Source organism: Streptomyces sp. NPDC096193 (genome assembly GCF_040302905.1).
Taxonomy (GTDB): Bacteria; Actinomycetota; Actinomycetes; order Streptomycetales; family Streptomycetaceae; genus Streptomyces.
This window is the reverse complement of the sequence record NZ_JBEOSJ010000004.1, coordinates 405,527-431,494: the sequence shown is the minus strand read 5'-3', so window position 1 is coordinate 431,494 and position 25,968 is coordinate 405,527. Positions and strand designations below refer to the sequence as shown.

Below are 25,968 nucleotides of genomic sequence, written 5' to 3'. Positions count from 1 at the left end.
GCCCTGCGAGCGTCAGGACCGGTTGCTCTCCCAGCGGTCGGCGTCCGGGTCGGCGGCGATCTGCCCGAGTGTGCGGCCGCTGCGGGCCGATCGCGCCCGGTGGGGGTCGGGGGCGTCCTGGTCGGAGGCATGGGAGTCGTTCCGCTTCACCAGCATCCATGCCTCGCGGTCGTCGTCGCCGTCCCCGCCCCGGAACCGCGTGAGCGCGTACCCGCCGCGCAGTTTGCGGCCGTCGAGCCAGAACGAGGCATGGCCCTTCTCCAGTGCTTTCTTGAACTCCTCGGGACTCCCCTTTGGACGGTACGTGCCCTCGTCCCAGATGATCACCGTGCCGCCGCCGTACTGTCCCTCGGGGATGACGCCCTCGAAGTCCCGGTAGTCCAGCGGATGGTCCTCGGTCGGCATCGCGAGGCGCTTGTCGTGCGGATCGTGCGAAGGCCCCTTGGGAATCGCCCAGGACTTCAGGACGCCGTCGACCTCCAACCGGAAGTCGAAGTGCACGTTGCGCGCGTCATGCAACTGCACGACGAACCGGGGGTCGGGTCCGGACGACGGGGCACCGCCCTGGGGCTCTCGGGTCCTGTCGAAGTCCCGCTTCCTGCGGTACTCCGACAGTTCATCCTTCCCGGCCATGGTGAGCCGCCCTTCTGTGCGGGCCGTGTCAGCCAGCCGCCGGTTCTTCCCTGACCACGTCGGCCGGCCCCTTGTCGTCGAGCAGCCCGAGGAACCGGGGGTGTCGCAGCATGCCGTCACGCGTCCACTCGGTGAACCCGACCTGCGCGACGAGCCGCGGTTCCACCCAGTGCACACCTCGCTCACGGACCACTCCGGCGAAGGGGGACTGCCGCCGCTCCAGGGCGTCCAGCATTTCGCGCAGCCGGCGGAGCGCAGCCTGGTCGTAGCCGGTGCCCACCTTCCCCGCGTACCTCAGTTCCCCGTCCGCGTAGTAGCCGATCAGCAGCGCGCCGAAGCCGACCCGGCTGCCCGCGGGTTCGGTGAAGCCGCCGATGACGAACTCCTGCGCCCGAGCACATTTGAGCTTCAGCCAGTCGGGTGAACGCCGCGGCAGGTAGGACCCCTCGGCCCGCTTGGCGATGAGGCCTTCCCAGCCCCGAGCGCACGCCTCGTCGAGCTCGCGCTGCCCGCCCTGGTTGCGGTGCGGTGTGAAGCGCACGGGAGGAGCGAAGTGCAGCGCACGCCGCAGCAGCGACTTGCGTGTCCGCAGCGGCAGACGCCGGAGATCCTTCCCGTCCAGCGTGAGCAGGTCGAAGAGGTAGTAGGTCACCGCGACCCCGCTCGCGCGCGCCTTGCGCGGGTCGGTCAGCTGCATCCGCTGCTGGAGCCTGCTGAAGTCGGTGCGGCCGTGGGAGAACGCGACGATCTCGCCGTCCACCGTGAAGTCCTCGCACGACTGCGTGGCCAGCGCCTCCACCAGCTCGGGATAGCTGTTGTTCATGGCGCGGCCCGTACGCGACAGCAGCCGCGTCCCGTCGGGGGCGCGGACGGTCAGCGCCCGGACGCCGTCGAGTTTGCGCTCGAAGACCCACGTGTCGTCGAAGACACGGCGGTCGCTGAGCACCGCCATCATCGGGTGTGTCGCGAGTTCGCCCCCGGAGGGGGCCGGGCTCAGCAGGCGCTGCTGAGCGGCGGGCAGCGCGTCGAGGAGGCCGCTCATGACGAGTGTGCGGAGTCGGGGCCGCGCGTCGCGGCCCGCGGACTCAGCGGCCTACGGCCCTGGCCAGCTGGGCCTTCGTCATCGAGGACCGTCCCTCGACGCCCTTCTTCTTCGCCTCGGCGTACAGCTGGTCCTTCGTCGGCCCCTGCGCGCCGCTGTGCGAACGCTCGCCGCCACGCTGGGAGGCGGACTTCCTGTCTTGGGTGGACGTCTTGCTCGCCGTCTTCGCCTCGCCCGAACGCGCGCGCTCCTTGTTCACGGTGCGCGAGGCGATCTCCTTGGCACGGTCGGTGGAGGCGCCGCGCTTCTCGGCACCCTCCTTGATGTGCTCGTACTGACGCTCGCGCTTGGGGCTGGAACCTCGCGGCATGGCTTTCTCCTTGTGCTCCTTGTGCGTCCGATTCCCGTGCTGCGCCGGTGTGCGGCCGAACGCCACGCTCCGGTACGGGCCGTCGGTACCCGGATTCCGGCCGGGAACACACCCACTTTCCACCGATTGGTGTCTTCGTGCACCGCGAGCGTGGCGCACGTCCTGGCGGGTACCCGAGCGGCGGAACCGGCGGCCGCGGGCACGCGGTCGTCCGTCGGAGGAGGACTGTGAGATGACTCAGAAGGTTCGCGAGATCATGACCGGCCCGCCCGTCACCGTCGGTGCGCTCACCGCCGTCAGCGAGGTCGCGCACCGGATGCGGGACGCGGACATCGGCGCCGTGCTCGTCACCGACGGGGACCGGCTGCGCGGCCTGGTCACCGACCGGGACCTGGTGGTCAGGGTGATGGCCGAGGGGCGGAACCCCGACGACACGACCGCCCAGGAAGCCTGCAGCGACGAACTCGTCACGGTCGCCGCGGACGACGACGTGCTGCGCGCCGTGCAGCTGATGCGCAAGCACTCGCTGCGCCGGCTGCCCGTGATCGACGGCGGAAAGCCCGTGGGCATCATCGCCCTGGGAGACCTGGCCATCGAGCGCGACCCCACATCGGTGCTCGGGGACATCAGCTCCACTCCGCCGAACGACTGACCGGCGGGTCCACTCCGCCGAACGGCCGGCGGGCCGGGCCGGACGGCGGCGACCGGTCACGGTGCGGGGCAGGTCGCGGTCACCGTGGGGTGCGTGCGACAGCCCGCGGAACCGGCCGGTGGGACAGGTGCCACGCGCCCGTCGGGCTCGGCCCGACTCCGTGACCGGCCGTGTCCCGGGCCACGGGACAGCCTTTAGGCTGGTGCCATGGCCAGGATCAACGACGTCGGTGGTATGGAGGGCTTCGGCCCCATCGACACCACCGACGACACCGAGCCCTTCCACGCGGACTGGGAAGCCCGCGTTTTCGCACTGAACCGCGCCCTGGTCGCCGGCAACGTCTTCAACCTCGACGAGTTCCGTGACGCCGTCGAATCCATGCCGCCGTCCGACTACTTGGCAGCCTCGTACTACGAGCGCTGGTTCCACGCCATCGTCGCCCTCCTGGAGGCGAAGGACGTCATCGAGGCCGGTGAGCTCGATGACTGACACGGTGGATCGCTTCAGGCCCGGCGCTCGGGTGAGGACGGTCCACCACGACCCGCCGCACCACACGCGGCTCCCGCGCTACGCCCGCGGCAAGCTGGGCACCGTGGTCGAGCCCGAGGGCCGGTCCCCGCTGGCCGACATCCGCTCCCAGGGCCGTGACGACGCCCCGGTCGAGCAGGTCTACGCCGTGCGCTTCGCCGCGCGCGAGCTGTGGGGCACAGGCGACCACCACGTCGTGCTCGACCTGTCCGAGAGCTATCTGGAGGACGATCGCCCGTGACCGGAACCCACGCGGACGCGGCCCTCTCCCGTCGCGTACGCCGCCTGGAAACCCTGCTCGAGGAGCGCGGCGTGATCGCGGGCGCCGCCTTGGACGAGGTCATCGACGCCTTCATGAGCGAGGCGTCACCGGCCAACGGGGCCCGGGTGACGGCCCGCGCCTGGACCGATCCGGCCTTCCGCGCCCGGCTGCTCGACGACGGCACCTCTGCCGTCGCGGAGCTGGGGTTCGCGGCCGGGGGAGTGCAACCGCAGCGCCTGCGTGTCGTCGAGAACACCGCCGACACGCACAACGTCATCGTCTGCACCCTCTGCTCCTGCTACCCGATCCGGCTGCTCGGGCCGTCCCCGAGCTGGTACAAGAGCGAGGCCTACCGGTCCAGGGTGGTCCGTGAACCCCGGTCCGTACTGGCGGAGTTCGGCCTCCACCTGCCCCCGGAGATCCGGATCACGGTGTGGGACTCGACGTCGGAGACGCGGTACATGGTCCTGCCACAGCGGCCGCAGAACACCGACGGGCTCTCGGAGGAGGAGCTGGCGGCCCTGGTGTCCCGCAACGCGTTGATCGGCACCGCAGCCATCTGACCGGGCGCACCGCTCCTAGTCGCGGGGCGCCGTGACAGCCGTCGTACGGAACCGGGCGCGGTAGACCGTCGGGGAGACACCGAGCGTCTGCTGGAAGACACGCCGCATGGTCTCCGCCGACCCGAAGCCCGACCGGCCGGCGACCTCCTCGACCGGGTCGCTGCCCGCCTCCAGCAGCGCCTGGGCGGCCTCCAGACGTACCGACTCCAGAAATTGACCCGGCGTCATCCCGATCTCGCTGCGGAAGAGCCTGGTCAGGTGCCGTGCGCTGACGCCCGCATCGCGGGCCAGCGCGTCGAGAGCGTACGGTGCGCCGGGGTCGGCCCCCACGACGTCCATCACCCGGCGCACCACGGGGTGTCCGGATTCGCGCGGTGTGAGGCGCGCGCTGAACTGGGGCTGTCCGCCCGGCCTGGCCATGAACACCACGAGCTCGCGGGCGACGTCCCGGGCCACATCCGGTCCGTGATCCTCCTCGACCAGCGCCAGCGCGAGGTCGATGCCCGCGGTGACACCCGCCGAGGTGACCACGTTGCCGTCCCGGACGAACACGGGATCGGCCTCCACCCGCACCTCGGGGTACGCCGTGGCCAGCTCCCGGCGAGCTGCCAATGGGTCGCTGTACGCCGGCCGTCGAGCACTCCGCTCTCCGCCAGGACGAACGCGCCCGCGCACACGGACGCGACCCGCTTCGAGCGGTCCGTGAGCTCGCCGGCGAACGCGACGAGATCCCGGTCCGCGACGGCGCGGCGCCAGTCCTTCCGGCCGGGTACCACCACCGTGCCGACCCGTCGTGGCAGGCTCTCCGGCCCGCCGTCCACCCCCACCCGCACCCCGGACGACGTCCGGACATCGGCACCGGTGGTGGAGACGATCCGGACGTCGTGGCGCGCGCCGTAGGCGTTGGCCGTGGTGAACACCTCGGCCGGACCGGTCACATCGAGCAACTGCACCTCGTCGAACGCCACCACCGCCACGACATGGGGTGCCGGGCCGCCGGTCACTCGGGCCACGGGGAGTCGAGGATCGTACGGACGAAATCGCCCCGCTGGAAGCCCGGCACACAGTGTTCGAGCACATCGGCCTTGACGTTGCCGAACGTCGTCTCCGGCTTCTGCCGGATCCCCTCCGTGAACGCCGCCAGGATGCGCCGCTTGAAGTCGGGGCGCGGATGAAGTGCGACGACGGCCGCGCGGTCGGCATCCGAGAGGTCCCCGTAACCGATGCCGACGACGTCGTACTCGATGCCCGCCGTCACCAGCGCCACCTCGGGCTCCATGAACGCGGGAATCCCCGGGGTGGTGTGCAGGGCGATCGCCGTCCACACCCGCCGGATGCTGTCCTCCGGCACCTGCCGGGCCGCCAGGAAGCGCCGTGCCTCGTCCGCGCCGTCCACCTCGAAACGCCGCCCACTGGTCCGGAAACGCTCGCCCAGGCCCAGGTCGTGGAACATCGCTCCGACGTACAGCAGCTCCGGATCGTAGGACAGGCCACGGTTACGGCCCTGAAGGGCGGCGAAGAAGTACACGCGGCGGGAGTGGTCGTGGATCAGATCGTCGGTCGTGTCGCGCACCAGTTCGGTCGCCTCGCGGGCGAGCCGGGTGTCCGGAACGCACACTCCGGCGGGCCCGGGAGGTGGTCGTCATCGCTGTCACAGACCTTTCGTCATCCGGGTGCCGGTCGGTCCGACGACTCCAGCTTCGACGTCCGCTGTCCGCGCCGCCATGGCTGTGAGGCCGGACAACCCACAGATACGGACACGCCTTCCGCACGCCGGGCGCACCGCGGGGCGACGTGGCTCAGGGGGCCTCCGCGGCCTTCTCCGGCTCCGAGTCGCCCGGGGCCACCACGGAGCGCGTGAGGGGAATCCGGGACAGGGCGAGGACACCCGCGGCGATCAGGGCGACACCGCAGAGCTGGGGCAGCAGCCACCAGCCGGAACGGATCTCCTCCTCGTACAGGGTGATGCCGAGCGCCAGGCTGACGGCCGCGTCCCCGAGGGTGAGCGCAGGCTGGGACGCCACCAGCGGGCCTGCCTGCATCGCGTTCTCCAGCAAGAAGAGCGCGCAGACGCCGGTCGCGGCGAAGCCGTAGGTCTGCCACGCGGTGAGGAACGCCGTGATCCCCTGGTCGTCGAGAATGTGCGTCGACGCCTTCATCAGCGCCGCCGTCAGGGCGTAGCTGATCGCTGTGGCCCCGCCCAGACAGGCCGCACGCGCGCGGCCCTCGGGACGTTTGAGGCCCGCCAGGGCGAGGACGACGACCGCCCCCAGGCACACGGCCAGCGCGGGAACCCAGCGGTCCAGCGCCACATGGGTGCGGTTGCCGGTCGGGGCCGCGGAGGCCAGCGCGACCACCAGACCGCCCACGACGACCGCCACGGCCAGCCAGCCCGTGCGTGGCAGATGCCGGTGCATCAGAAGGGAGGCGACGACGAGCGTGAGCGGGAGTTCGAGGATGAACAGCGGCTGCACGATCGTGAGCGGCCCGGTCGCCAGAGCCAGCGCCTGGCAGACTCCGGCGGCGATCACCGCGAGGATCCCGGCCAGCCAGACGGGACGCCGCAGCAGATCCAGCATCAGCCCGGCGCGGAAACCCTCCGACCGCGGCACCGTGAGCGCCGCCTTGCGCTGAAGGACGGTGGCGACGGCGTTGCTGAACGCCGCGCAGAGCGCGAAGACGACCGGGAGCAGGCTGTGCAGCGTGGCGGGCCTCCAGAGGACGGGCGAGGCGCGCCCCGCCGGTGGTCTCCTGCCATGGTCGCCTCGATGCGGCCCCCTGCGCGATCCGAACGCGCCCGGGCTGCGGACCGTTGATCACGAGCCGACAATGGGACCGGGGTGCCCCTCGGTCCGTGCGTGGCGCCCACCGGCGGTGCCGCGGCTGAGAGGAACGTGCCCATGCGCGTGCCGAGGGCGGACCGTACGACGATCGTGCACCGCGCCGTCCGGGTGAGCGTGGCGTCCTGCGCCGGGTTCTACCCGTTCGTCTACGCGGTGGACCGGCCCGCGGTCGCGCTGTACGCGCTGTTCGCCCCCGTGGCGCTCGGCATGCTCTCGCCGATCCCCGGGTCCGGACGGGTCCGGGCCGGCGTGATCCTGCGGGCCCTGCCTGTCGGCCTGGTGCTCGTCACCTTGGGCACCGTCCTCGCCGTGGAAACCTGGGCGGCGGTCGCCGGCATGCTGGTCGTCGGCTTCGTCCTGGCCTTCGCGGCCGTCGGAGGACCCCTCCCGGCCGCAGCCGCGCCCGGACTCCAGCTGTTCTACATTCTCGCCTGCTTCCCGCCGTACGCGCCGGGGGCCCTGGGCGAGCGGCTGGCGGGCCTGACCCTCGGTGTGCTGCTGCTCGCGGCCTGCGAGGTCCTGCTGCTGCCCGAGCCGGCCACCGTCTCCTACCGGGAGCTCCTGGCCGGTGCTGTGGCACTCGCCGGCCGCGCCGCGGCCACCACCGAAACACCGGCGGAGCGGCAGCAGACCGGGGGAAAGACTCCGGCCGGGCGGTTGCGGACCGACGGCGAGACTGTGGCCCAGCGGTTGCCTGTCCCGGACGGCAGACCGGGCGCGCACCCCTCTGTCGCCGACGACACCTCGCCCGCCGCGCACCCCTCTGTCGCCGACGACACCTCGCCCGCCGCGCACCCGTCCGTCACGGACGACATCTCGGCCGAGCGGCTGCGGGACTTCGGCGGGCGGCTGCGGCTTTCCCGGCTGCCGACCGCCGAACGGCCGGCCGGCGCAGGACGCAGGGACCGCGCCCTCGCACAGGCCGGCGCCGCCGCCCGCAGACTCCTCGTACAACTGGCGCGGCTGCGGGGCGCCCCCGCTTCGGTGGACCCTGCCTCCGCCGCGATGCTCGACCGAGTCGCGGCCCTCTGCGCCGCCGCCGCGACCGCGCTGCGGGGCGGACAGCCGATGCCTGCGTACGGGACGATGGGGCTCGGCGCCGCGATCGACGAGTTCCAGGCGGTACGGACGGCGCAGACGACCGGTTCGTCCGAAGCCGCGCCGCCCCTGCGGGTACTGCGCCGGCAGGCCGCGGTTCTCTCGATCGCCGAGTCCGCCCGGATCCTCGAGACGTCCGTCCGTATCGGTCTCGACGGCAGGCGCACTCCGGGCGTCCAGCCGCAGGAACTGTTCTGGTACGCCGGTCTCACGTCCGCCCGCCTCTGGTGGCGGCGCATCGCCGGCAACACCACATTGCGCTCGGTCCAGTTCCAGAACGCCGTGCGGATCGCCGTCGGGCTGGGAGCCGCCCGGCTGGTGGCCGGCTCCCTCGATCTCACCCACGGCTTCTGGGTGCTGCTCGCGGTGCTCACCCTCGGCCGCACGACGGCGACGGCGACATGGTCGGCGGTGCGGTCGGCCCTCATCGGCACGCTCGTCGGCGCCATGGCGGCGGGTGCCCTGCTCCTCGCGGTCGGACAGCACACGGACGCGTACGCCGTGGTCCTCGCACCCGCCATGCTCGCCGCGTTCGCCCTCGGGCCGATGCTCGGAGTCGCCTGGGCGCAGGCACTGTTCACCCTGGTGGTGTCGGCGGCCTTCGCCCAGATCGCCCACGTCTCCTGGCAGCTGGCCGAGGTCCGGCTCATCGACGTGGTCACCGGCAGCGTCATCGGACTGCTGTGCGGGCTCCTCGCCTGGCCCACGGGCGCCCGGCGCGAGGTGCGCAGGAACATGGCCGAACTGCTGCGCGCCTCGGGCCCGCTGATCCCCGCGACCGTGCGCGTCCTGCTGCCGGCGGGCCCGGAACCGCAGCCCACGACGCTCCCCGCGCTGCACCGGCTGCGACTCGCGGAGGCGGCCTACCTCCAGTTCGAGAGCGAGCCCGGGCAACGGCCGGCCGCCGCCACGGACTGGCACGCCGTCCTCATCACCGCGAACGACATCCTCCTCGGCGTCCAGCTGCTGCCGCGCTTCGACCCGCCTCCCGCCGCGGGCCGGCCCGAGGACGTGGCGTGGGCGCGCCAGGTCGCCGACCGGCTGGAGCTCGCCACCGCCCGGATCGCCGCGCTCTGCGCCGGTGAGGGGCCGCCGCCTCCCGGCGGCCCGCCCATCGGTCTGTCCCTCGGCCCGCGTCACGGCCGGCCGCTCCCGCTGCTGATGGACCTGGAGCACTGGCTGAGGATCCTTGCCGCCGAACTCGCCCACATCGAGAGGTCGGTGGCCGCCCGGGCGGACTGACGCCGCGCCCGTCTCAGCCGGACGTCGGGCGCAGCACCAGCGAGACGAAGCCCATGGTGTCGCGGTAGACCCGCAACCACTCCTCCCGGTGGGTCGCGGCCACGCGCAGGGCCTCCGCGCTGTCGGGATCGGTGGGCCGCTCCAGCGCCCACGACGCCAGCGAGCCCGTCCACGACCATTCGTAGTCGTCCAGCTCCCGGCGCGTGCTGACATGCCCGTGAACCGGCGTCCATCCCTCGGCGGTCACCCGGTCCATCGTGGTCGCCAGATCGGCGAAGTCACCGAGCATCTCGACGGCTTCCTCGGAGGGCTCGCGCTCCCATATCCCGTCACCGACCAGGACGCGCCCGCCGGGGGCCAGGTGCTTGCGAGCGGCCGCGAGGGTGGCGAGCAGGCCGCCGAAGGCATGCGTCGCGCCGACACTGATCACGAGGTCGAAGGCGTGCGGCGACGTGAAGTCCGCAGCGTCCTGCCGGTGCAGGACCAGACGATCCTCGACTCCCTGTCCCTGTGCGGCCTCGCGGGCGTGGAGCAGAGCGCTCTCGGCGAGGTCGACACCCTCGGCACGCACCTGGGGACGGCCGGCCAGGGCACGCAGCAGCCACTCACCGCCTCCGCAACCGAGATCCAGGACGCGTTCGTCGCCCCGTGGGAGGGCATGGTCGAGCAGGCCGCCTACAGCGTCGTCGTCGAGCGGCGCGGCGATGGGGTGGCCCGCATGGGCGATTCGGGAGATCAGTTCACGGTTCACCGGCGCAGCGTGCCAGGGCAGCGCGTTCGGCGCACGTGGATATCCGACTCGTACGGACGCCGGGCCGTGGCGGGTTCGCTCCAGCGGGACATCGGGCCGGGCGGTGGCGGGTTCGCCCGGCAGTCGGAAGGGAGCCATGGCAAATTCCGTCGGCGGCCGGTGCCTTGACTTCGTGAGCGCTCCAACACCCAGACTCCGGCACATGCCTCGGCCGCCCGGCCGGGGCGATACGGGGAGGACCTGTCATGCGCTACCGCACCATCGGCCAGAACCCGGACCACCGCCGGGAGGTCAGCGTGCTCAGTCTGGGAGCGATGCTGTTCGGGACTGCGACCGACGAACCGACGGCGTTCGCCATTCTCGACCGCTATGCCGAGGCCGGCGGCACGTTCATCGACACGTCCGACAACTACGCGTACTGGTTCACCGGCGGTCAGGGCGGAGAGAGCGAGAAACTCCTCGGCCGGTGGCGCCGCAGCCGAGGCATCGGGAACGAGATCACCATCGCCACCAAACTCGGTGCCCGCCCCCTGGCCCCCGGCACCGGCTACCTCGACAACGCGGAGGGGCTCTCGGCCACGATGATCCGGGAGTCCGCCGAGCGCAGCAGGGAACGCCTCGGCATGGACAAACTGGATCTGCTCTATGCCCACATCGAGGATCCGTCGGTCGCCGTCGAGGAGACCGTGGAGGGGTTCGCCCACCTCGTCGCCGAGGGAACGGTCGGTCTGCTCGGCGTCAGCAACCACTGGACGTGGAAGGTCGAACGGGCCCGCACCGTCGCCGCGGCGGCCGGGCTGCCCGGTTACGAGGTGCTGCAGTACCAGCACAGCTATCTGCGACCGCGTACCGACCGCCCGGGGGACATGTCGCCGGACGGCAGCCAGGGCGTCGCCGGTGGTGATCTGCTCAGCTACGTCCGTCACGACCCCGGGCTGACGCTGGTCGCCTACTCGCCACTGCTGGGCGGTCGCTACGTGCGTGAGGACAAGCCCCTCGGCCCCGAGTTCGACCACGCGGGCACGCTTGCGCGGAAGGCCGCTCTGCGTGCGGTGGCGCAGGAGGCCGGAGCCACCGTCAACCAGGTGGTGCTCGCCTGGCTGATCGGTGGGGAGACACCGGTCGTTCCGTTGGTCGGCGCGTCCTCGGTGGCGCAGCTCGACGAGAGCCTTGCCGCTGTCGACCTGGAGCTGACGGCCGATCAGCGCACCAGGCTGGACGCGGCGTACTGATTCCGTCCGCCTCCCTCGTGAGAGGTCCGGAGAATCGGATGCGTGAGGCGGACGAAGCGGGGAACCTGCACCCACGCAGCGTCGCCGAAGGGGAGGGAACATCATGCTCAGCGCCATGTCGTCCGAAAGCATCCGGATCGGGACGAAGCAGGAGGGCGTTTCCGCGGGGTCCCCCTCGCGCGTGGGGGAACTGCCGTGGGTCGAGAACGCCGGCAAGCTGGCGCCGAAGAACGCGAAGAGCCTGTCGAAGGTGTTCTTCGACCGCCTCCAGGTGCTGGAAGAAGGCACCCATGAGTACCAGTACGCCCGCAACACGCTCATCGAGATGAACCTCTCCCTCGTGCAGTTCGCCGCGCGCCGCTTCCGCAACCGCGGCAGCGGCGAGATGGAGGACGTCATCCAGGTCGGCACGATCGGCCTCATCAAGGCGATCGACCGGTTCGACCTGTCCCGGGAGGTCGAGTTCACCTCGTTCGCGATTCCGTACATCGTGGGCGAGATCAAGCGGTTCTTCCGCGACACCAGCTGGGCCGTCCATGTGCCCCGCCGGCTCCAGGAACTCCGCACCGAACTGGCGAAGGCCAAGGACGAACTCGCCGCCGTACTGGACCGCGACCCGACGGTGAAGGAGCTCGCGGAGCTGCTCGAACTCACCGAGGAAGAGGTGCGCGAGGGCCTGGTCGCCGCCAACGGCTACACCGCCGGCTCCCTCGACACCCCCAACGCCGACAGCGACGACGCCCCGGTCGGCGCCGGCCGTGCGTACGCGGACATCCTCGGCGGTGACGATCCGTACATGGAGCTGGTCGAGGATCTGCATGCGCTCGCCCCTCTGCTGGAGCAGCTGGACGAGCGTGAGAAGCGCATTCTGCAGATGCGTTTCGGGCAGGAGATGACGCAGGCGGAGATCGGCCGGGAGCTGAACGTGTCGCAGATGCATGTCTCCCGTCTGCTGACGCGCACGCTGAAGAAGCTCCGTACCGGCATGCTGACGGACCGCTGAGCGACCGCACGGACCGGGCACCTGGGACGCGGGCCGAGGTGCGACGCTTGAGAGAGGGCCGATCCGGTGGCCACCGGAGGGTTCGCGAACCGGACCTCAGGGAGGCCTTGGATGCAGATCGCTTCGCTGCCGTACCTCGACGAGCACGCGACGGTCGTCGAGGCGGGCGCGGACGACGTCTGGCGCGGTCTCCTCGACACGCTGGACCGGTCGTTCTCGCGTGCGGGCGCGGCCGGTTACGCGCGGCTCGTCCGCTGTGACGACCGCTCCGCGTCCGGGCCACGCCCGCTCGCCGAAGGATCGGTGCTTCCCGGGTTCCGGGTGGTCGCCGCGGTCCCCGGGCAGGAGCTGGTCCTCCAGGGGCGGCATCGCTTCTCTTCGTACGCGCTGATCTTCCGTCTCGACGAGATGGGCCCCGGCCGGACGCAGTTGCGTGCCGAGAGCCGTGCGAACTTTCCCGGTCCGGGCGGGGGTGTCTACCGGCTTCTCGTCATCGGGACGGGAGGGCACGGGGCCGGTGTGCGGCGCATGCTCTCGGGGATCGGACGCCGGTCCGAGGAGCGGAAATGGGCCCGTTCCTGACGGGGTGGCCACTGCCCGGCGCAGGCGCCCGGTCCATTGGCGAGTCGTCAGTCCCGCGTACCGCACTCACCCTGCCAGTCGCCTCGCCAGGTACTCCGCCGTCCGGCTCCCGGGTGTCCGCGCCACCTCCGCCGGGCGGCCCGCGGCCCCGCGTCTCCACCACCCGGGCCCAGGTCCAGCACCCAGTCCGCTCCGGCGACCACCCCATCTCGTGCTCGACCACGCACACCGAGTGACCCGCGTCCACGAGTCCGTGCAACTGGCGCATCAACAGCTCCACATCGGCCGGGTGCAGTCCCGTCGTGGGCTCGTCCAGCAGGTACACCGTGTGGCCACGGCGACTGCGCTGGAGCCCCGACGCCAGCTTGATGCGCTGTGCCTCGCCGCCCGACAGCTCGGTGGCGGGCTGACCGAGCCGCAGATATCCGAGGCCCACCTCCTTCAGCGTGCGCAGGCTCCGCGCCGCCGGAGCGACGTCCGCGAAGAACTCCGCGGCCGTGTCCACCGTCATGCCGAGTACGTCGGCGACGCTCCGTCCCCGGTAACGGACCCGCAGCGTCTTCTCGTTGTAGCGGGCGCCGTGACAGGTCGGGCAGGGCGTGTACGTACCGGGCAGGAACAGCAGCTCCACAGCCACGAATCCTTCGCCCTGGCAGGTCTCGCACCGGCCTCCGGCGACGTTGAACGAGAACCGCCCGGCCCGGTAACCCCGCTGCCGGGCATCGTCCGTGGCCGCGAAGACCTTCCGCACCGCGTCGAACAGACCTGTGTACGTGGCCAGGTTGGAGCGTGGTGTACGGCCGATCGGCTTCTGGTCCACCTGCACGAGGCGGTCCACGACGTCCATGCCCTTGGCCTCGACGCCCACTCCCGCGCCGGCGTCATGGCCGAGCGATCCGACGCCCTCGCCCTCGTCGGTGTCGGTGCCGCCCCGGGCGGCCGGGTCCGCGCCCAGGTGCTGGGTGAGCACGCCCGCGAGCACCTGACCGATCAGCGTCGACTTTCCCGACCCCGACACGCCCGTGACCGCGGTGAAGACCCCGAGCGGCAGGTCCACGTCCAGATCGCGCAGGTTGTGCCGGGTGATGCCCCGCAGATGAAGCCAGGCGGACGGCTCGCGCGGAGCCCGCTCCGCCTCGCGGTCCGGCTCCCCGTCGAACAGGAACCGGCGGGTCACCGACTCGGTGACGGATGCCAGCGCCTCCACCGGTCCGCTGTGCAGGACCCGGCCACCGAGTTCACCGGCGTGCGGCCCGACGTCGACGATCCAGTCGGCCCTGCGGACCACGTCCATGTCGTGCTCGACGACGTACACCGAGTTCCCCGCCTCCCGCAGCCGCACCAGCACGGTCAGCAGCGCCTCGGTGTCCGCGGGATGCAGGCCTGCCGACGGCTCGTCCAGGACGTACACCACGCCGAACAGTCCGGACCGCAACTGCGTTGCCAGGCGCAGCCGTTGCAACTCGCCGGGGGAGAGCGTCGGCGTCGTACGGTCCAGGCTCAGATAGCCGAGCCCCAGCTCGGTGATCACCTCGATCCGGGCGACCAGGTCGGCGGAGAGCGTCGTGGCGATCCGCCACCTCGCCTCGGGCGGAAGGCCGCAGCACCTCGGCGAGAGCGGTGAGCGACATGGCGTTGAGCTGCGCGATGGTGCGGCCGGCGAAGGTGACGGCCAGTGACTCCGGCCGCAGCCGGCTGCCGCCGCAGGCCGGACAGGGCGAGCTCTCCAGGAACCGTTCGGCACGGGCGCGCAGCGCCTGGCTCTTGGAGTCGGCGAAGGTGTGCATCACATAGCGCCGGGCGCTCTGGAACGTGCCCTGGTAGGGCGCCCGCCTCCCGCACCGGGTGCACGGTCACCACCGGTTGCTCGTCGGTGAACAGGATCCAGTCCCCGTCCTGCTGGGGGAGTTCGCGCCACGGACGGTCGATGTCGTGGCCGAGGGTCCGGGTCACATCCCGCAGGTTCTTGCCGTGCCAGGCCCCCGGCCAGGCGGCGACAGCGCCCTCTCGGATGCTCAGCGACGGGTCGGGGACCATCAGCTCCTCGGTGGTGTGGTGCACCCTGCCCAAGCCGTGGCAGACCGGGCACGCGCCGGCCGCGGTGTTGGGGGAGAAGGCGTCGGAGTCCACCGGTTCGGCGCCCGGGGGATAGGTGCCCGCCCGCGAGAAGAGCATCCGCAGGGTGTTCGACAAGGTGGTCACGGTGCCGACATAGGAGCGGGAGGTGGCCGAACCCCGCCGCTGTTCGAGGGCGACGGCCGGCGGCAGTCCGAGGATGTCGTCCACCGCGGGCGCGCCCACCTGGTGGATCAGCCGACGGGCGTAGGGCGCGACGGACTCGAAGTAGCGCCGCTGCGCCTCCGCGTAGATCGTGCCGAAGGCGAGCGAGGACTTGCCCGAACCGGAGACTCCGGTGAAGACGGCAAGCACGTCCCGCGGGATGTCCACGTCGATGTGGCGCAGATTGTGCTCGCGGGCGCCACGCACCCGTACGTACGGGTCGTGGGCCGAACTGCTCATGGTTCTCCGAAGGCATCGGGGACGGGTGGTGCGCACCGCTGTCGGGCGGCAGCCGCGCGGCCTCCGGCCGGTCGCGGCCGCGCTGTGCCTCCTCGACCAGTGTGCCCTCGCGTCCCTTGCTTCGCAGGCGGGGAGCGTGCCTGTGCGTGGCGGCGATCGACCTGGACGGACCGATGCCCGGGACGACGCCGTAGGTGCCGTAGGGGGACTGCACGCCGGGGGCGACCTGCGACCTCGCTGAAATCCGGTTGCCCGGGCAGTGGGCACCCGGACGAAGATGCCTGCATGACCGACGAGGTGAAGAAGCCGGACGCGACGGACGAGCACGACGCATCGGACCAGTGGGACGACGGCGTGCGCGAGGCGATCGCGGGTGAGCTGCGGCTGATGGACCCGACGGTGCGCTCCGCACGGGACCTGGCCGGGCAGTTGCTCGACCCGGACTTCGTGGAGGTGGGCGTATCGGGGCGGCGGTGGAGTTACGAGGAGTTGCTCGCCGCGCTGCCGGAGATGGACGGAGCGGCCGAGCACGGCCCCCGGTACGAGTTCTCGGACCTCATGGGCGCGGTGCCGGCGCCCGGGGTGGTGCACCTCACCTACGAGACCACCATGCGGGGGGAGCGGGCGCGCCGGAGTTCCCTGTGGCGCACGGGACATGACGGGACATGGCGGATGTACTACCACCAGGCCACGGTTGTTCCCGCCCTCGGTCGGCGGGGGGCGAACGAACGAAGTACATGATCATTCGCATGATCCCGTCCTCCTGAGGTACGCGCCCTGTGTCGGGTGTCTTCATCTCTTGCCTTCACCCTTGCGTCGAACGGGGTGATTCGTTTCCACGCCGCCGCGCGGTGTGGCGGAGGTTTTTCGCGCGGGCGGGTGTGTCGGCCGCCGCCACTACCTGCGTGAACAGTGATGAAGCTGTGACTGTTGTGGCGTTTGAGACGGCAGTGACGGAGGTCACGCACCCCTGCGGTGCACGGAATGACTCCTTCAGGCGTCTCTACTTATGTCAGGGGGACGTCAACGACCCGTGTGCGAGGGCCTGTTCGTGAGCAGGTTGTGCGGCCGCTCCGATCCGACGTCCTGTCTGGCGAGCGGTATCCGGAATATGACGGTATGTGATGAAACCAATACATCCATCTCCACGTATTGCTCACCGTGAGGCCACGCAGTGGCCCCCAGACAGCCCTTTGCGGGCCAGGGAGAGAAGCATGAAACCGTTCGCGTGGACCTACGCACGTCCGGCTGCGCTGTCACCGGTGGTCGACCAGTACTCGTACGACGCTGCCCTGCAGCTGAACGTCCTGCCCGACGGGCGCCCCGCCATCATGGACAGGGCCCTGCTCGCGGCGGTCGGCACCACCACCTCGACAGCCGGCTCCGCGACCCACTTCGACGACTGACCCGACGCGCACGATGACGGTACTGATCCTGACCTGTGAGCAGGATGTGACCGCGGACATGGTGGTGGCGGAGCTGCACAAGAGCTGCGTCCCGCTCGTACGGTTCGACCCGGGTGACCTTCCCGGCGAGGGAGCCCTGTCCGCCGAATACGTGCGGGGCGAGTTCCGCGGTTACCTCTCCACGGGTGGGCGGGTCGTCAGCATGGACGGACTGCGTTCCATCTGGATCCGAAGACCCGGTGAGCCGGCTGCCCACGCGTCCGAGCCGTCTCCCTGGCTGTCCGCCGAGACCGGCCAGGCGCTGTACGGGATGCTGGACTCCACCACCGCGCGCTGGATGAACCATCCCGGCGCCGCCGCGCGAGCACGCCTCAAGCCCTGGCAGCTGCGTACGGCACACCGCAGCGGCTTTCCCGTTCCGGCGACGATCATCACGACGTATCCGCAGGTCGCACGCCGGTTCGCCGAGCAGTACCGACACGTCGTGGTGAAGGCCGTGTCGGGCAAGCCGCCGGCCGATCCGCCGATGGCGCTGCCCACGACCCTCGTGCCGCCGGACGCGGACTTCTCCGGGGTGGCCGCGGGGCCCACGCTGTTTCAGCGCTACATCGCCAAGGCCGCGGACATCCGGCTGACCAGCGTCGGCAACGAACTGTTCGCCGCCCGCAAGGTCGCCGAGCCGGGGCAGGTCGACGGCCGGTACGGCGAGAGCGGTCACGACTGGAAGCCCGTCGACGTGCCGCCTCGCGTCGCACGGGCCGTTGCCATGTACAAGGAGATGGCCGGCCTCGCCTACGGTGCCTTCGACTTCGCCGAGGACGGTGACGGGACGTGGTGGTTCCTGGAGTGCAATCAGGGCGGCCAGTTCGGCTTCATCGAACTCCAGACCGAACAGCCCATCGCCGCGGCGGTCGCCGCCTGGCTGAGCACCGAGGGGTGACGCCGCCCGGAACCGGGCGCGGCCATGCGCGGATCGGTCCGGCGCACACCGGCGGACGAACTGTGCCGTGTAAGGACCCGCAGGTCGGGCAGGTGAGGTGTACGCACAACAACGGGGGATGCGAAAGGGCAGGGTACGCCTGTGACCGCTGACGAGGTGACAGCCGGCAGGGAGCGTGGAGACGTCGTGCCGCGATCGGTTCCGACGACGGCTGCCGAGGCACGGGACGAGGTCCAGAGACTGATGGGCGACTGGTTCCGGCGCGTTCGGCAGGGCGTGGCCGACGAGGTCGTACTCGCGGACGCGCTGCTGGTCACCACCGAGCTGGTGACCAATGCGATACGGCACGGCGGCGGCCTGTCCGCCTTCCAGGCCGACCTGACCGAAAGAGGGCTGCACGTCACTGTCAGTGACCGCAGTGAGGCTCCACCCACCGTGATCACCCCGACGAACGCCGAGGGGACGGTGCGAGTGGGCGGCTACGGCTGGCCACTGATCCGCCGCCTCGCCCGGGACATCGCCGTCATTCCCCGCTCCGGCGGCAAGACCATCAGCGTCCTGGTGCCACTGCCGGAAACGCCTGCGGCCTGACGGCCGACCGCCCCCGGTCCGGCTGCCGTCACTCGCTGTCACGCGCAAGCGCTCATGGTGATGTTCAACCGTCGTCGCCAACGTGCTCAGGGGGTGCGGGACGGGTTTGGTGACGCCCGCCCGTGCCGTCCCGACACCCGCGCCCACGGCCCGAGTTCACGGTTCGAACACAGCGCTGTCATCTCGATGACTGCCCCACGTCGCCGCTTCGCCGGAGGCTCCTGACGGACCATCGGCATGTCCCCGACATTTAAGGAAGCGCCCGTGAGACTGAACCGTTCTCCCCGCACGACGGCCGGCGCCGCCCTCGGCACCGCGCTGTTGGCGCTCCTCGTCCCGTCCTCCGCGCAGGCGGTCCCGTCCGCCCTGCCGACCGTCACCCCCTCCGCCGAGACCGTGCCTCTCCACGACGACGAAGCGGGCGGCAACGCCAACGCCGACGACCCGGCGATCTGGCGCAACGACGCCCAGCCCGACCGCAGTCTGGTGGTCGCCACGGCGAAGGAGGGCGGCCTGCGGGTCTACGACCTCAAGGCCGAACAGGTCCAGTCGATCGCCGCGCCCGCCCCGCCCTCGGACGGCGCCGCGCCCGGCCGGTTCAACAACGTCGACCTCCTCTCCGGGCTGCGCACCGCCACCGGCCGCGCCGACGTCGCCGTCGTGACCGACCGGGGCCGTGACCGGCTGCGCATCTACCGCATCGACCCCTCCCGCCCGGGCCACCCGCTGGTGGATGTCACCGACCCGGCCGCCGCGCCCGTGTTCTCGGCGAGCGAATCCGAGGTCGACGACCAGCGGACCGCCTACGGTCTGGCCACCTGGACCGACCGGCGCACCGGCCGTTCGTACGCCCTGGTCAGCCGGCGGAGCGAAACCGCCGTCGCCCTGCTGGAGCTCCGCCCGACGGCCGCGGGCACCATCGGCTACCGGAAGATCCGCACGATCGAGCTTCCCGCGTCCCACCGCCTGCCCGACGGCACGACGTGGACCCCGTGCGGCGAGCCCGGCGAACTGCCCCAGGTGGAGGGCATGGTCGTCGACCCCGCGGCCGGCGTCCTCTACGCGGGCCAGGAGGACATCGGCATCTGGCGGATGCCGGCCGATCTGTCCGGCAAGCCCGTACTGGTCGACAAGGTGCGGGAGTTCGGCGTCCCCGGTGTGTACGACGAGGAGACCGAGGAGTGCGCACCCGGCGCCGATCCGGGGTACGGAGGCAAGCACCTGTCGGCCGACGTGGAAGGGCTCACGCTGTTCCAGGAGCGTGACGGTGACGGCTACCTCGTGGCGTCCAGCCAGGGCGACAACACCTTCGCGCTCTACGACCGGGAGATCTCCGAGCGCAACGAGTACGAGGGCGGCTTCCGCGTCGGCGCCGCCTCCGCCACGCTCGACGGCAGCGAGGTGTGCGACGGCGCGGCCGTGATGAACGAGCCGCTCGGCCGGCGGTACCCCCGCGGCCTCCTCGTGGTCCAGGACGGCCAGGAGACGCCCGCCGTACCGGACGGTGAAGGCGGCGAGCGGGAGACGACGGGCTTCAAGTTCGTCGACCTCGGCGCGGTGGTGGACGCCACCGACATGTGACGGCAGGGATGCCTCCGGACCCGCACCGGGCGACATCGCCCGGTGCGGGCCACGTGTGACGCAGGCGCGAGCGGGTACCGCGACATCTCCGAACACCGCACGGACGGAGGACGCGTGTCCGAGAAGAATGTCTTCGTACTCGGCCTGGACGAGGCCAACCTGCCCACGCTGCACGCCATACCGGACGCAGCGTCGCTGCGCTTCCACCCCCTGCTGACCGTCGAGGAGCTCCAGGGCGGCGAAGTCTCGGTGGCGGCGCTCCTGGAGAAGGCGCAGTCGGTGCTCGACGCCTTCGACGGGAGCATCGACGCGATCGTCGGCTACTGGGACTTTCCGGTCAGCACCCTCGTGCCGATCCTCGGCGAGAGGTACGGCACCCGGACCACCGGACTCGAATCGGTCGTCAAGTGCGAGCACAAGTACTGGAGCAGGCTCGAACAGCAGAAGGTGACCGACAGGCACCCGCGGTTCGGGCGGGTCGACCTCCAGGCCGAGGACCCGCGGCCGCCCGAGGGCGTGCGCTTCCCGATGTGGCTCAAGCCCGCGCTCGCGTACTCCTCGGAACTCGCCTTCGGCGTCAAGAACGAGGAGGAGTTCCGGGCGGCCGTCGCCGAGATCCGCGAGGGCATATCCCGCGTCGGCCGCCCCTTCGAGTACATCCTCGACCGGCTCGACCTCCCTCCCGAGATGGACGGTGTCGGCGGCGAGGTGTGCCTGGCCGAGGAGGAGATGTCCGGCGTCCAGGTTGCGGTGGAGGGATACGTCCACGAGGGCGAGGTCACCGTCTACGGCGTCCTCGACTCGATCAACTACCCCGGCTCCTCCTGCTTCCTGCGCCACCAGTACCCCTCCGCTCTCCCCGAACCGGTGATCAGGCAGCTGCACGAGGTCACCGAGCGGGTGATGCGGCAGATCGGCTTCGCGTCGGCGACCTTCAGCGTGGAGTACTTCTACGATCCGCAGACCTCGGACATCAGCCTCCTGGAGATCAATCCGCGCCACTCCCAGTCGCACGCGGAGCTCTTCCAGTACGTCGACGGCGTGCCCAACCATCACTCCATGGTCCGACTCGCCCTCGGCGAGGATCCCCGGATACCGCACCGGGAGGGCGAATACGCGATGGCCGCCAAGTGGTACCACCGCTGGTTCGCCGACGGGGTCGTGCACGACGTGCCGACGCCCGAGGACCTGCGGCGCATCGAACGGGAGATCCCGGGCATACGTGTCGACGTCGTGCCCGCGGATGGCGAGCGGCTGTCGGAGATGTCCGGCCAGGACAGCTACAGCTACGAGCTGGCCCACATCTTCACCGGCGGCGACGACGAGCAGGACCTGCGGGACAAGTACGACCGCTGTGTGGCGGCGCTGGGCCTCACCTTCGACGAGACCACGCCGGGCGGCCGGGACGAGAAGAACGCCTGAACCGGCCGGCCACCCAGGGGGCGAGCAGCGAGGAAAGGAGCACCACGGCCACATGCGTCACGTGACCCAACTGCCGTACGCCACAAAGGAAGAAGAGCACGTCGTCATCCCCGTGTCCGACGGCGTCGAGCTCTCGGCGCGCATCTGGCGGCCCACGTCGTCGGACAGCGAACCGGTGCCCGCGGTGCTCGAATACATCCCCTACCGCAAGCGGGACCTCACCGCCGTCCGCGACTCGATGCACCATCCGTACATCGCGGGACACGGATACGCGTGTGTACGCGTCGATCTGCGCGGCACCGGCGACTCCGAAGGGGTGCTCAGGGACGAGTACCTGGAAGTGGAGCAGACCGACGCCGAGGACATCCTCGCGTGGCTGGCGCAGCAGCCGTGGTGCGACGGCAACACCGGCATGATGGGGATCTCCTGGGGAGCCTTCGCGGCGCTCCAGGTCGCCGCGCGCCGGCCACCCAGCCTGCGGGCCATCGTCATCGCGTCGTTCACCGACGACCGGCACTCCGACGACATGCACTACATGGGCGGAGCGCTGCTCTCCGACAATCTCGCCGAGGCGGGCACGATGTTCGCCTACGGAACCTGCCCCCCGGACCCGGCGGTGGTCGGTGACCGCTGGCGGGACATGTGGCACGAACGCCTCGAACACACCCGGCCCTGGGTCCTCGAATGGCTGCGCCACCAGCGCCGCGACGACTACTGGCGGCACGCTTCGGTGTGCGAGGACTACGAGGCGATCCAGTGCCCGGTGCTCGCCTCCAGCGGCTGGGCCGACGGCTACTCCAACGCCGTCACGCGGCTGCTGGGCAACCTCGACGTCCCCCGCAAGGGCCTGATCGGCCCGTGGTCGCACAAGTTCCCGCACCTGGGCGAGCCGGGCCCCGCCATCGGCTACCTCCAGGAGGTCGTGCGCTGGTGGGACCACTGGCTCAAGGGCGCCGACAACGGCGTCATGGACGGACCCATGCTGCAGACCTGGATGCAGGAGAGCGTGCCGCCGTCCACGTCGTACGAGGAGCGGCCGGGCCGCTGGGTCGGCGAACCCGGCTGGCCCTCCCCGCACATCGAGCCGGTCGCCCACCCGCTCACCCGGCACCGGATCGAGCCGCCCGGCACTGCCGCCGGGGACGTGCCCGCGGACGGCGAGGCGGAGCCGATGACCGTCCAGTCGCCGCTGTCGGTGGGGCAGTTCGCGGGCAAGTGGGCCTCCTACAACGCACCGCCGGACCTGCCGTACGACCAGCGCGAGGAGGACGGCGGCTCCCTCGTGTTCGACAGCGATCCGCTGACCGAACCCCTGGAGATCCTCGGGTCGCCGACCGTCGAACTGGACCTCTCGGTCAGCGAGCCCGTCGCGATGGTGGCGGCACGGCTGTCCGACGTGAGCCCCGACGGCCGCGCCACCCGTGTCTCCTACGGCCTGCTGAACCTCACCCGCCGGGACAGCACCGAGTCCCCCGAGGAGTTGGTACCGGGCCGCCGCTACCGGGCCACCGTCCACCTCAACGGGGTGGCGCAGGCGTTCCCTCCGGGTCACCGTGTCCGGCTGTCCCTGTCCACCTCGTACTGGCCACTCGCCTGGCCTCCGCCGAAGCCGGCCCTGCTGAGCGTGTACGAAGGCTCCAGCACGCTGACGCTGCCGGTGCGCCCGACGGAAGAGCCCGACGAGATGCCGCGTAGCCCCTTCGGCGAGCCCGAGGGGACCCCGCCCGTCGCGTCGACCCGGCTCACACCCCCGGAGCAACGCTGGGAGGTCAAGCGCGACCTGGTCGACTACCGCGCGGAACTGGAGATCGTGAAGGACCGGGGCATGGTCCGCATCGAGGACATCGGCCTCGATGTCGGCTGCCGCGCCCACGAGCGCTACACGGCCGTCGCCGACGACTTCACCTCGGTCGGCGGCGAGACGACCTGGACCATGCGCTTCCGCCGGGACGACTGGGATGTGCGGGTCGTCACGCATACGCGTCTCTCATCCGACGAGACCGACTTCCACGTCCACGCCACCCTGGACGGATACGAGGGCGACACACGGGTGTTCTCGCGCACGTGGAACGAGAGCGTGCCACGCGATCTGCTGTAGCGGGCGTGCGGGAGGTTGCCCGATGCGTGGTTCGTTCAGAGGCCGTGACGACGGTCGCCGAGCACCCGCTCGGCGACCTCCCGCTCCATCTCCGGGGAGAAGACGGTGCGCCGCGCCGCGACGGCCCGACGGGTCTCCTCCGCGGTCAGGTCGGCGTTGACTGCCGCGCCCGCCCGCACGCCCGCGGCGGCGGCGCCGACGACCTGATCGGTCAGGTTGACGACATTGCCCGCCGCCCACACTCCGGGGACGTCCGTCGCCCCGCTCGGGTCCGCGGCGATGCAGCTGCCGATGACGGCACCGTTCACCTCCTGCTCGGTCGGTCGCAGCCCGAGCCCGCCCAGCAGATCGGCGCGCGCGGTGAACCGCGGGGCGACGACGAGCGCTTGGCGCGCGATGACATGGCCGTCGGCGAGCCGCACCCCGCTGAGCCGTCCGTCCGTCGTCTCCACGGCCGTCACCTCCCCGTCGACCACGGCGATGTCACGGGCGGCGAGCTGCTCGTACTGCTCGGAATCCGGCTCGGGCGCGGTGTGCAGGAAGAGCGTCACGTCCTTGCTCCACTGCCGCCACATCAGAGCCTGGTGCACGGCGAGCGGACCTGTCGCGAGAATGCCGACGGCCTGGTCGCTCACCTCCCAGCCGTGGCAGTACGGGCAGTGGAGGACCTCGCGGCCCCAGCGGTCGGCCAGACCGGGGATGTCGGGGAGTTCGTCGACGAGGCCCGTGGTGACCAGGAGCCGCTTCGCCAGTGCCGCCGTGCCGTCGTCCAGCGTGACGCGGAAGTCACCGTCGGCCCGCCGTTCAGCGGTCACGACCTGGCCCTCGACGATCTCGCCGCCGTACCCGGTGACCTCGTCGCGCCCCATGGCGAGCAGTTGCAGGGGCGGCACGCCGTCGCGGGTGAGAAAACCGTGGGCGTGCGCGGCCGGCGCGTTACGGGGCCTTCGCCCGTCGATCACCAGTACCGAACGCCGGGCTCTGGCGAGGGTCAGCGCTCCGCTGAGTCCGGCGGCGCCACCCCCGATGACGACGACGTCGTAGCGGTGGCCGTTCACTGTCCCGGGTGATGTCCGCATCGTTCGCTCCTTCATGTCCCAGTACCTCCGTACCAGGCCGATGATGGAGCCGTATCGCGCAGAACGACAAACGTGCTTGCTGTATCGGCAAACTCCTGGGAGTGTGCCGACCGGCCCGGATCAGTCGCCGGGACCCGGGTCCGGCCTTACCGCGTCTTCGATGCCGGCCCTCGCTGCCTCCAACTGCGCGGCGAACGCGATACCGAGGAACAGCGCCACGCCGGTCACATTGGCCCACAGCAACAGCGCGACGAATGCCGTCAGAGGGCCGTACACCGCACCGAAGGAACCGCTCTCACCGATGTAGAGGGCGAGGAGCCAGGTGGCTGTGACCCACAGGATCAGATGAATGCCCGACCCGAACGCGAGCCAGGTGTAGCCCGGCTGATCGCGGCGCGGCGACCAGCGGAAGATGACGGCCGACGCGACGCCCGCGAGCAGCACGCCCACCGGGATGTGCAACGGCCGCCACCAATCCAGCAGGGACGGTGACCAGCCCATGGCCTCCACCACGGCCGCGCCGACGTCCCGCCCGGCGACGATCGCAAGGAAACCGCCGCCGAGCGGCAGCCCGGCGAAGAGGGCGAGGACCACACCCCTGCCGTACTTGCGGGGGAACGGGCGGTCCCGCTCGATCCCGTAGATGCGATTGCAGCCCCGTTCGATCTGCCCCATCGCCGACGCCAGATTGACCACGGCGAAGCCGAGGCCGAGCCACATGGCGACAGCGCCGGCCCGGTCCGCGTCGGCGCTGCGGCGGGTGTCCGCGAGTGCCTGCTGGATCAGGTCGGAACTCGCACCGGGCACGATCCTGCCGAGCGTCAGATCGACGATCCGGCCCACGCTCTCCGTGTGCAGCGTGGTGGCCACGCCCACGAGGGCGATCACGAACGGCACGATGCCCAGCACGACCTGGTAGCCGAGTGAGCGGGACGAACTGAAGCCGTCCGCGTAACGGAAGCGGGCGAACGCGTCGAGGAACAGCTTGCGCCCGCCGTAGTGGCGCAGCGCGGCGAAGGCCTCGTCCCCGGAGAGCTCCTCGCCCACCATGTCCCGCGTCTGCGGTACATGCACCGCTGTTCCCATGGTCCGCCTCCACCCCCGCCCCTGTGGGCGAAGCTCCTGGTCCGCTGCACATCGTCCCTCGTCATCGGCTTCCCCGAAGACCGCGGAATCCTCGCACGGGAGCGACCTTGCCTCGCGGGCCGCCGGGATCAGCGGTTCCGGCACGCAGGACGGACGGCCAAGGGCGCGCCGCGATCGCGGCGTTGGTGGAGAGGCAGCCCGGGTGAGTCGGCCGACGTTCCGTTCGCAGACGCTGCGAACCGCGTGGCCGCGCTGAGCCGGACGACGGCGTCAGCGGGCGGGGCGGCGGCCCGCACGGCGCCAGCGCAGTGCCGCGTAGACCAGGTCGGCCAGCAGGACGAGGGCGCCGATGACCAGCAGATAGGCCAGCCCCTCGGCCGCGACGCCGATGATGCCCAGCACGAGGGCCACGATGACCACGAACAGGACCAGAGCCATGACGTG

General features: G+C 71.2%; 24 protein-coding genes and 2 pseudogenes. 15 read left to right on the top strand and 11 right to left on the bottom strand.

Translation table 11 applies throughout. The features are described from left to right. Positions 1-12 precede the first annotated feature (12 nt). From ABTX78_RS09745 to ABTX78_RS09735, 3 genes are read right to left on the bottom strand one after another with little or no spacing between them, the layout of a single operon-like run. Positions 13-633 (bottom strand): DNA polymerase ligase N-terminal domain-containing protein, encoded by a 621-nt coding sequence (locus ABTX78_RS09745; RefSeq protein ID WP_352206240.1) that lies wholly within the window; start codon positions 631-633, stop codon positions 13-15. A gap of 28 nt (positions 634-661) precedes the next feature. After that, the gene (gene ligD / locus ABTX78_RS09740; protein WP_352206239.1) at positions 662-1,675 is read right to left on the bottom strand and encodes a non-homologous end-joining DNA ligase; all 1,014 of its coding nucleotides are present in this window, start codon (positions 1,673-1,675) and stop codon (positions 662-664) included. Between the two features lie 43 nt (positions 1,676-1,718). After that, entirely contained in the window at positions 1,719-2,045 is a 327-nt protein-coding gene (locus ABTX78_RS09735; protein ID WP_352206238.1) for a plasmid stabilization protein, read from the bottom strand. 232 nt (positions 2,046-2,277) lie between these two features. Here ABTX78_RS09735 and ABTX78_RS09730 point away from each other — a divergent pair, with 232 nt between their 5' ends. The 4 genes from ABTX78_RS09730 to nthA all read left to right on the top strand — a co-directional run bounded on the left by ABTX78_RS09730 (position 2,278) and on the right by nthA (position 4,050). After that, complete coding sequence (locus tag ABTX78_RS09730; protein WP_352206237.1) at positions 2,278-2,697, top strand: CBS domain-containing protein; 420 nt, start codon at positions 2,278-2,280, stop codon at positions 2,695-2,697. Between the two features lie 207 nt (positions 2,698-2,904). Continuing rightward, complete coding sequence (locus tag ABTX78_RS09725; RefSeq protein ID WP_352206236.1) at positions 2,905-3,186, top strand: hypothetical protein; 282 nt, start codon at positions 2,905-2,907, stop codon at positions 3,184-3,186. Beyond that, positions 3,179-3,466, top strand: coding sequence for an SH3-like domain-containing protein (locus ABTX78_RS09720; protein ID WP_352206235.1), 288 nt, complete (start codon positions 3,179-3,181; stop codon positions 3,464-3,466). The genes ABTX78_RS09725 and ABTX78_RS09720 overlap by 8 nt, the downstream gene beginning before the upstream one ends. After that, a complete protein-coding gene (gene nthA / locus ABTX78_RS09715; protein WP_352206234.1) occupies positions 3,463-4,050 on the top strand; it encodes a nitrile hydratase subunit alpha in 588 nt (195 codons plus the stop codon). Before ABTX78_RS09720 ends, nthA begins: the two co-directional genes overlap by 4 nt. 15 nt (positions 4,051-4,065) lie before the next feature. Here the strand turns inward: nthA and ABTX78_RS09710 are convergent. The 3 genes and pseudogenes from ABTX78_RS09710 to ABTX78_RS09700 form a co-directional block, all read right to left on the bottom strand. Continuing rightward, positions 4,066-5,027, bottom strand: a pseudogene (locus tag ABTX78_RS09710) (GlxA family transcriptional regulator). A 23-nt stretch (positions 5,028-5,050) separates the two neighbouring features. Further along, complete coding sequence (locus ABTX78_RS09705) at positions 5,051-5,626, bottom strand: HD domain-containing protein (protein ID WP_352206305.1); 576 nt, start codon at positions 5,624-5,626, stop codon at positions 5,051-5,053. A 223-nt stretch (positions 5,627-5,849) separates the two neighbouring features. After that, the gene (locus tag ABTX78_RS09700) at positions 5,850-6,752 is read right to left on the bottom strand and encodes a DMT family transporter (RefSeq protein ID WP_352206304.1); all 903 of its coding nucleotides are present in this window, start codon (positions 6,750-6,752) and stop codon (positions 5,850-5,852) included. 198 nt (positions 6,753-6,950) lie between these two features. Here ABTX78_RS09700 and ABTX78_RS09695 point away from each other — a divergent pair, with 198 nt between their 5' ends. Further along, positions 6,951-9,233, top strand: coding sequence for an FUSC family protein (locus tag ABTX78_RS09695; RefSeq protein WP_352206233.1), 2,283 nt, complete (start codon positions 6,951-6,953; stop codon positions 9,231-9,233). Between the two features lie 13 nt (positions 9,234-9,246). Here ABTX78_RS09695 and ABTX78_RS09690 read toward each other — a convergent pair whose 3' ends face one another. Beyond that, a complete protein-coding gene (locus ABTX78_RS09690; RefSeq protein ID WP_352206303.1) occupies positions 9,247-9,984 on the bottom strand; it encodes an SAM-dependent methyltransferase in 738 nt (245 codons plus the stop codon). Between the two features lie 245 nt (positions 9,985-10,229). On the opposite strand from ABTX78_RS09690, the gene ABTX78_RS09685 reads away from it, so the two are divergent. The 3 genes from ABTX78_RS09685 to ABTX78_RS09675 all read left to right on the top strand — a co-directional run bounded on the left by ABTX78_RS09685 (position 10,230) and on the right by ABTX78_RS09675 (position 12,801). Then, positions 10,230-11,216, top strand: coding sequence for an aldo/keto reductase (locus ABTX78_RS09685; protein WP_352206232.1), 987 nt, complete (start codon positions 10,230-10,232; stop codon positions 11,214-11,216). A gap of 115 nt (positions 11,217-11,331) precedes the next feature. After that, positions 11,332-12,219, top strand: coding sequence for a SigB/SigF/SigG family RNA polymerase sigma factor (locus ABTX78_RS09680; RefSeq protein WP_352206231.1), 888 nt, complete (start codon positions 11,332-11,334; stop codon positions 12,217-12,219). 111 nt (positions 12,220-12,330) lie between these two features. After that, complete coding sequence (locus ABTX78_RS09675; protein WP_352206230.1) at positions 12,331-12,801, top strand: hypothetical protein; 471 nt, start codon at positions 12,331-12,333, stop codon at positions 12,799-12,801. Between the two features lie 66 nt (positions 12,802-12,867). On the opposite strand, the pseudogene ABTX78_RS09670 reads toward ABTX78_RS09675, so the two are convergent. Continuing rightward, positions 12,868-15,321, bottom strand: a pseudogene (locus ABTX78_RS09670) (excinuclease ABC subunit UvrA). 387 nt (positions 15,322-15,708) lie between these two features. Between ABTX78_RS09670 and ABTX78_RS09665 the strand changes: the two are divergent. The 7 genes from ABTX78_RS09665 to ABTX78_RS09635 all read left to right on the top strand — a co-directional run bounded on the left by ABTX78_RS09665 (position 15,709) and on the right by ABTX78_RS09635 (position 23,359). Beyond that, positions 15,709-16,062, top strand: a complete 354-nt coding sequence (locus ABTX78_RS09665; RefSeq protein ID WP_352206302.1) for a nuclear transport factor 2 family protein — start codon at positions 15,709-15,711, stop codon at positions 16,060-16,062. A 473-nt stretch (positions 16,063-16,535) separates the two neighbouring features. Continuing rightward, a complete protein-coding gene (gene tgmA, locus ABTX78_RS09660) occupies positions 16,536-16,727 on the top strand; it encodes a putative ATP-grasp-modified RiPP (protein ID WP_313942532.1) in 192 nt (63 codons plus the stop codon). Positions 16,728-16,740: 13 nt separating this feature from the next. Further along, a complete protein-coding gene (tgmB, locus tag ABTX78_RS09655) occupies positions 16,741-17,667 on the top strand; it encodes an ATP-grasp ribosomal peptide maturase (RefSeq protein ID WP_352206229.1) in 927 nt (308 codons plus the stop codon). Between the two features lie 186 nt (positions 17,668-17,853). Further along, complete coding sequence (locus ABTX78_RS09650) at positions 17,854-18,258, top strand: ATP-binding protein (protein ID WP_352206228.1); 405 nt, start codon at positions 17,854-17,856, stop codon at positions 18,256-18,258. Between the two features lie 264 nt (positions 18,259-18,522). Further along, on the top strand, positions 18,523-19,839 hold the full coding sequence (locus ABTX78_RS09645; RefSeq protein WP_502993820.1) for a phytase: 1,317 nt from the start codon (positions 18,523-18,525) through the stop codon (positions 19,837-19,839). A 114-nt stretch (positions 19,840-19,953) separates the two neighbouring features. Continuing rightward, a complete protein-coding gene (locus ABTX78_RS09640; protein WP_352206227.1) occupies positions 19,954-21,261 on the top strand; it encodes an ATP-grasp domain-containing protein in 1,308 nt (435 codons plus the stop codon). 52 nt (positions 21,262-21,313) lie between these two features. Continuing rightward, a complete protein-coding gene (locus ABTX78_RS09635; RefSeq protein WP_352206226.1) occupies positions 21,314-23,359 on the top strand; it encodes a CocE/NonD family hydrolase in 2,046 nt (681 codons plus the stop codon). Between the two features lie 35 nt (positions 23,360-23,394). Here the strand turns inward: ABTX78_RS09635 and ABTX78_RS09630 are convergent, their stop codons facing one another. The 3 genes from ABTX78_RS09630 to ABTX78_RS09620 form a co-directional block, all read right to left on the bottom strand. Next, a complete protein-coding gene (locus ABTX78_RS09630; protein WP_352206225.1) occupies positions 23,395-24,438 on the bottom strand; it encodes an NAD(P)/FAD-dependent oxidoreductase in 1,044 nt (347 codons plus the stop codon). Between the two features lie 120 nt (positions 24,439-24,558). Next, entirely contained in the window at positions 24,559-25,524 is a 966-nt protein-coding gene (locus ABTX78_RS09625; protein WP_352206224.1) for a YihY/virulence factor BrkB family protein, read from the bottom strand. Between the two features lie 270 nt (positions 25,525-25,794). Continuing rightward, a complete protein-coding gene (locus ABTX78_RS09620; RefSeq protein WP_352206223.1) occupies positions 25,795-25,962 on the bottom strand; it encodes a hypothetical protein in 168 nt (55 codons plus the stop codon). Between the last annotated feature and the right edge of the window lie 6 nt (positions 25,963-25,968).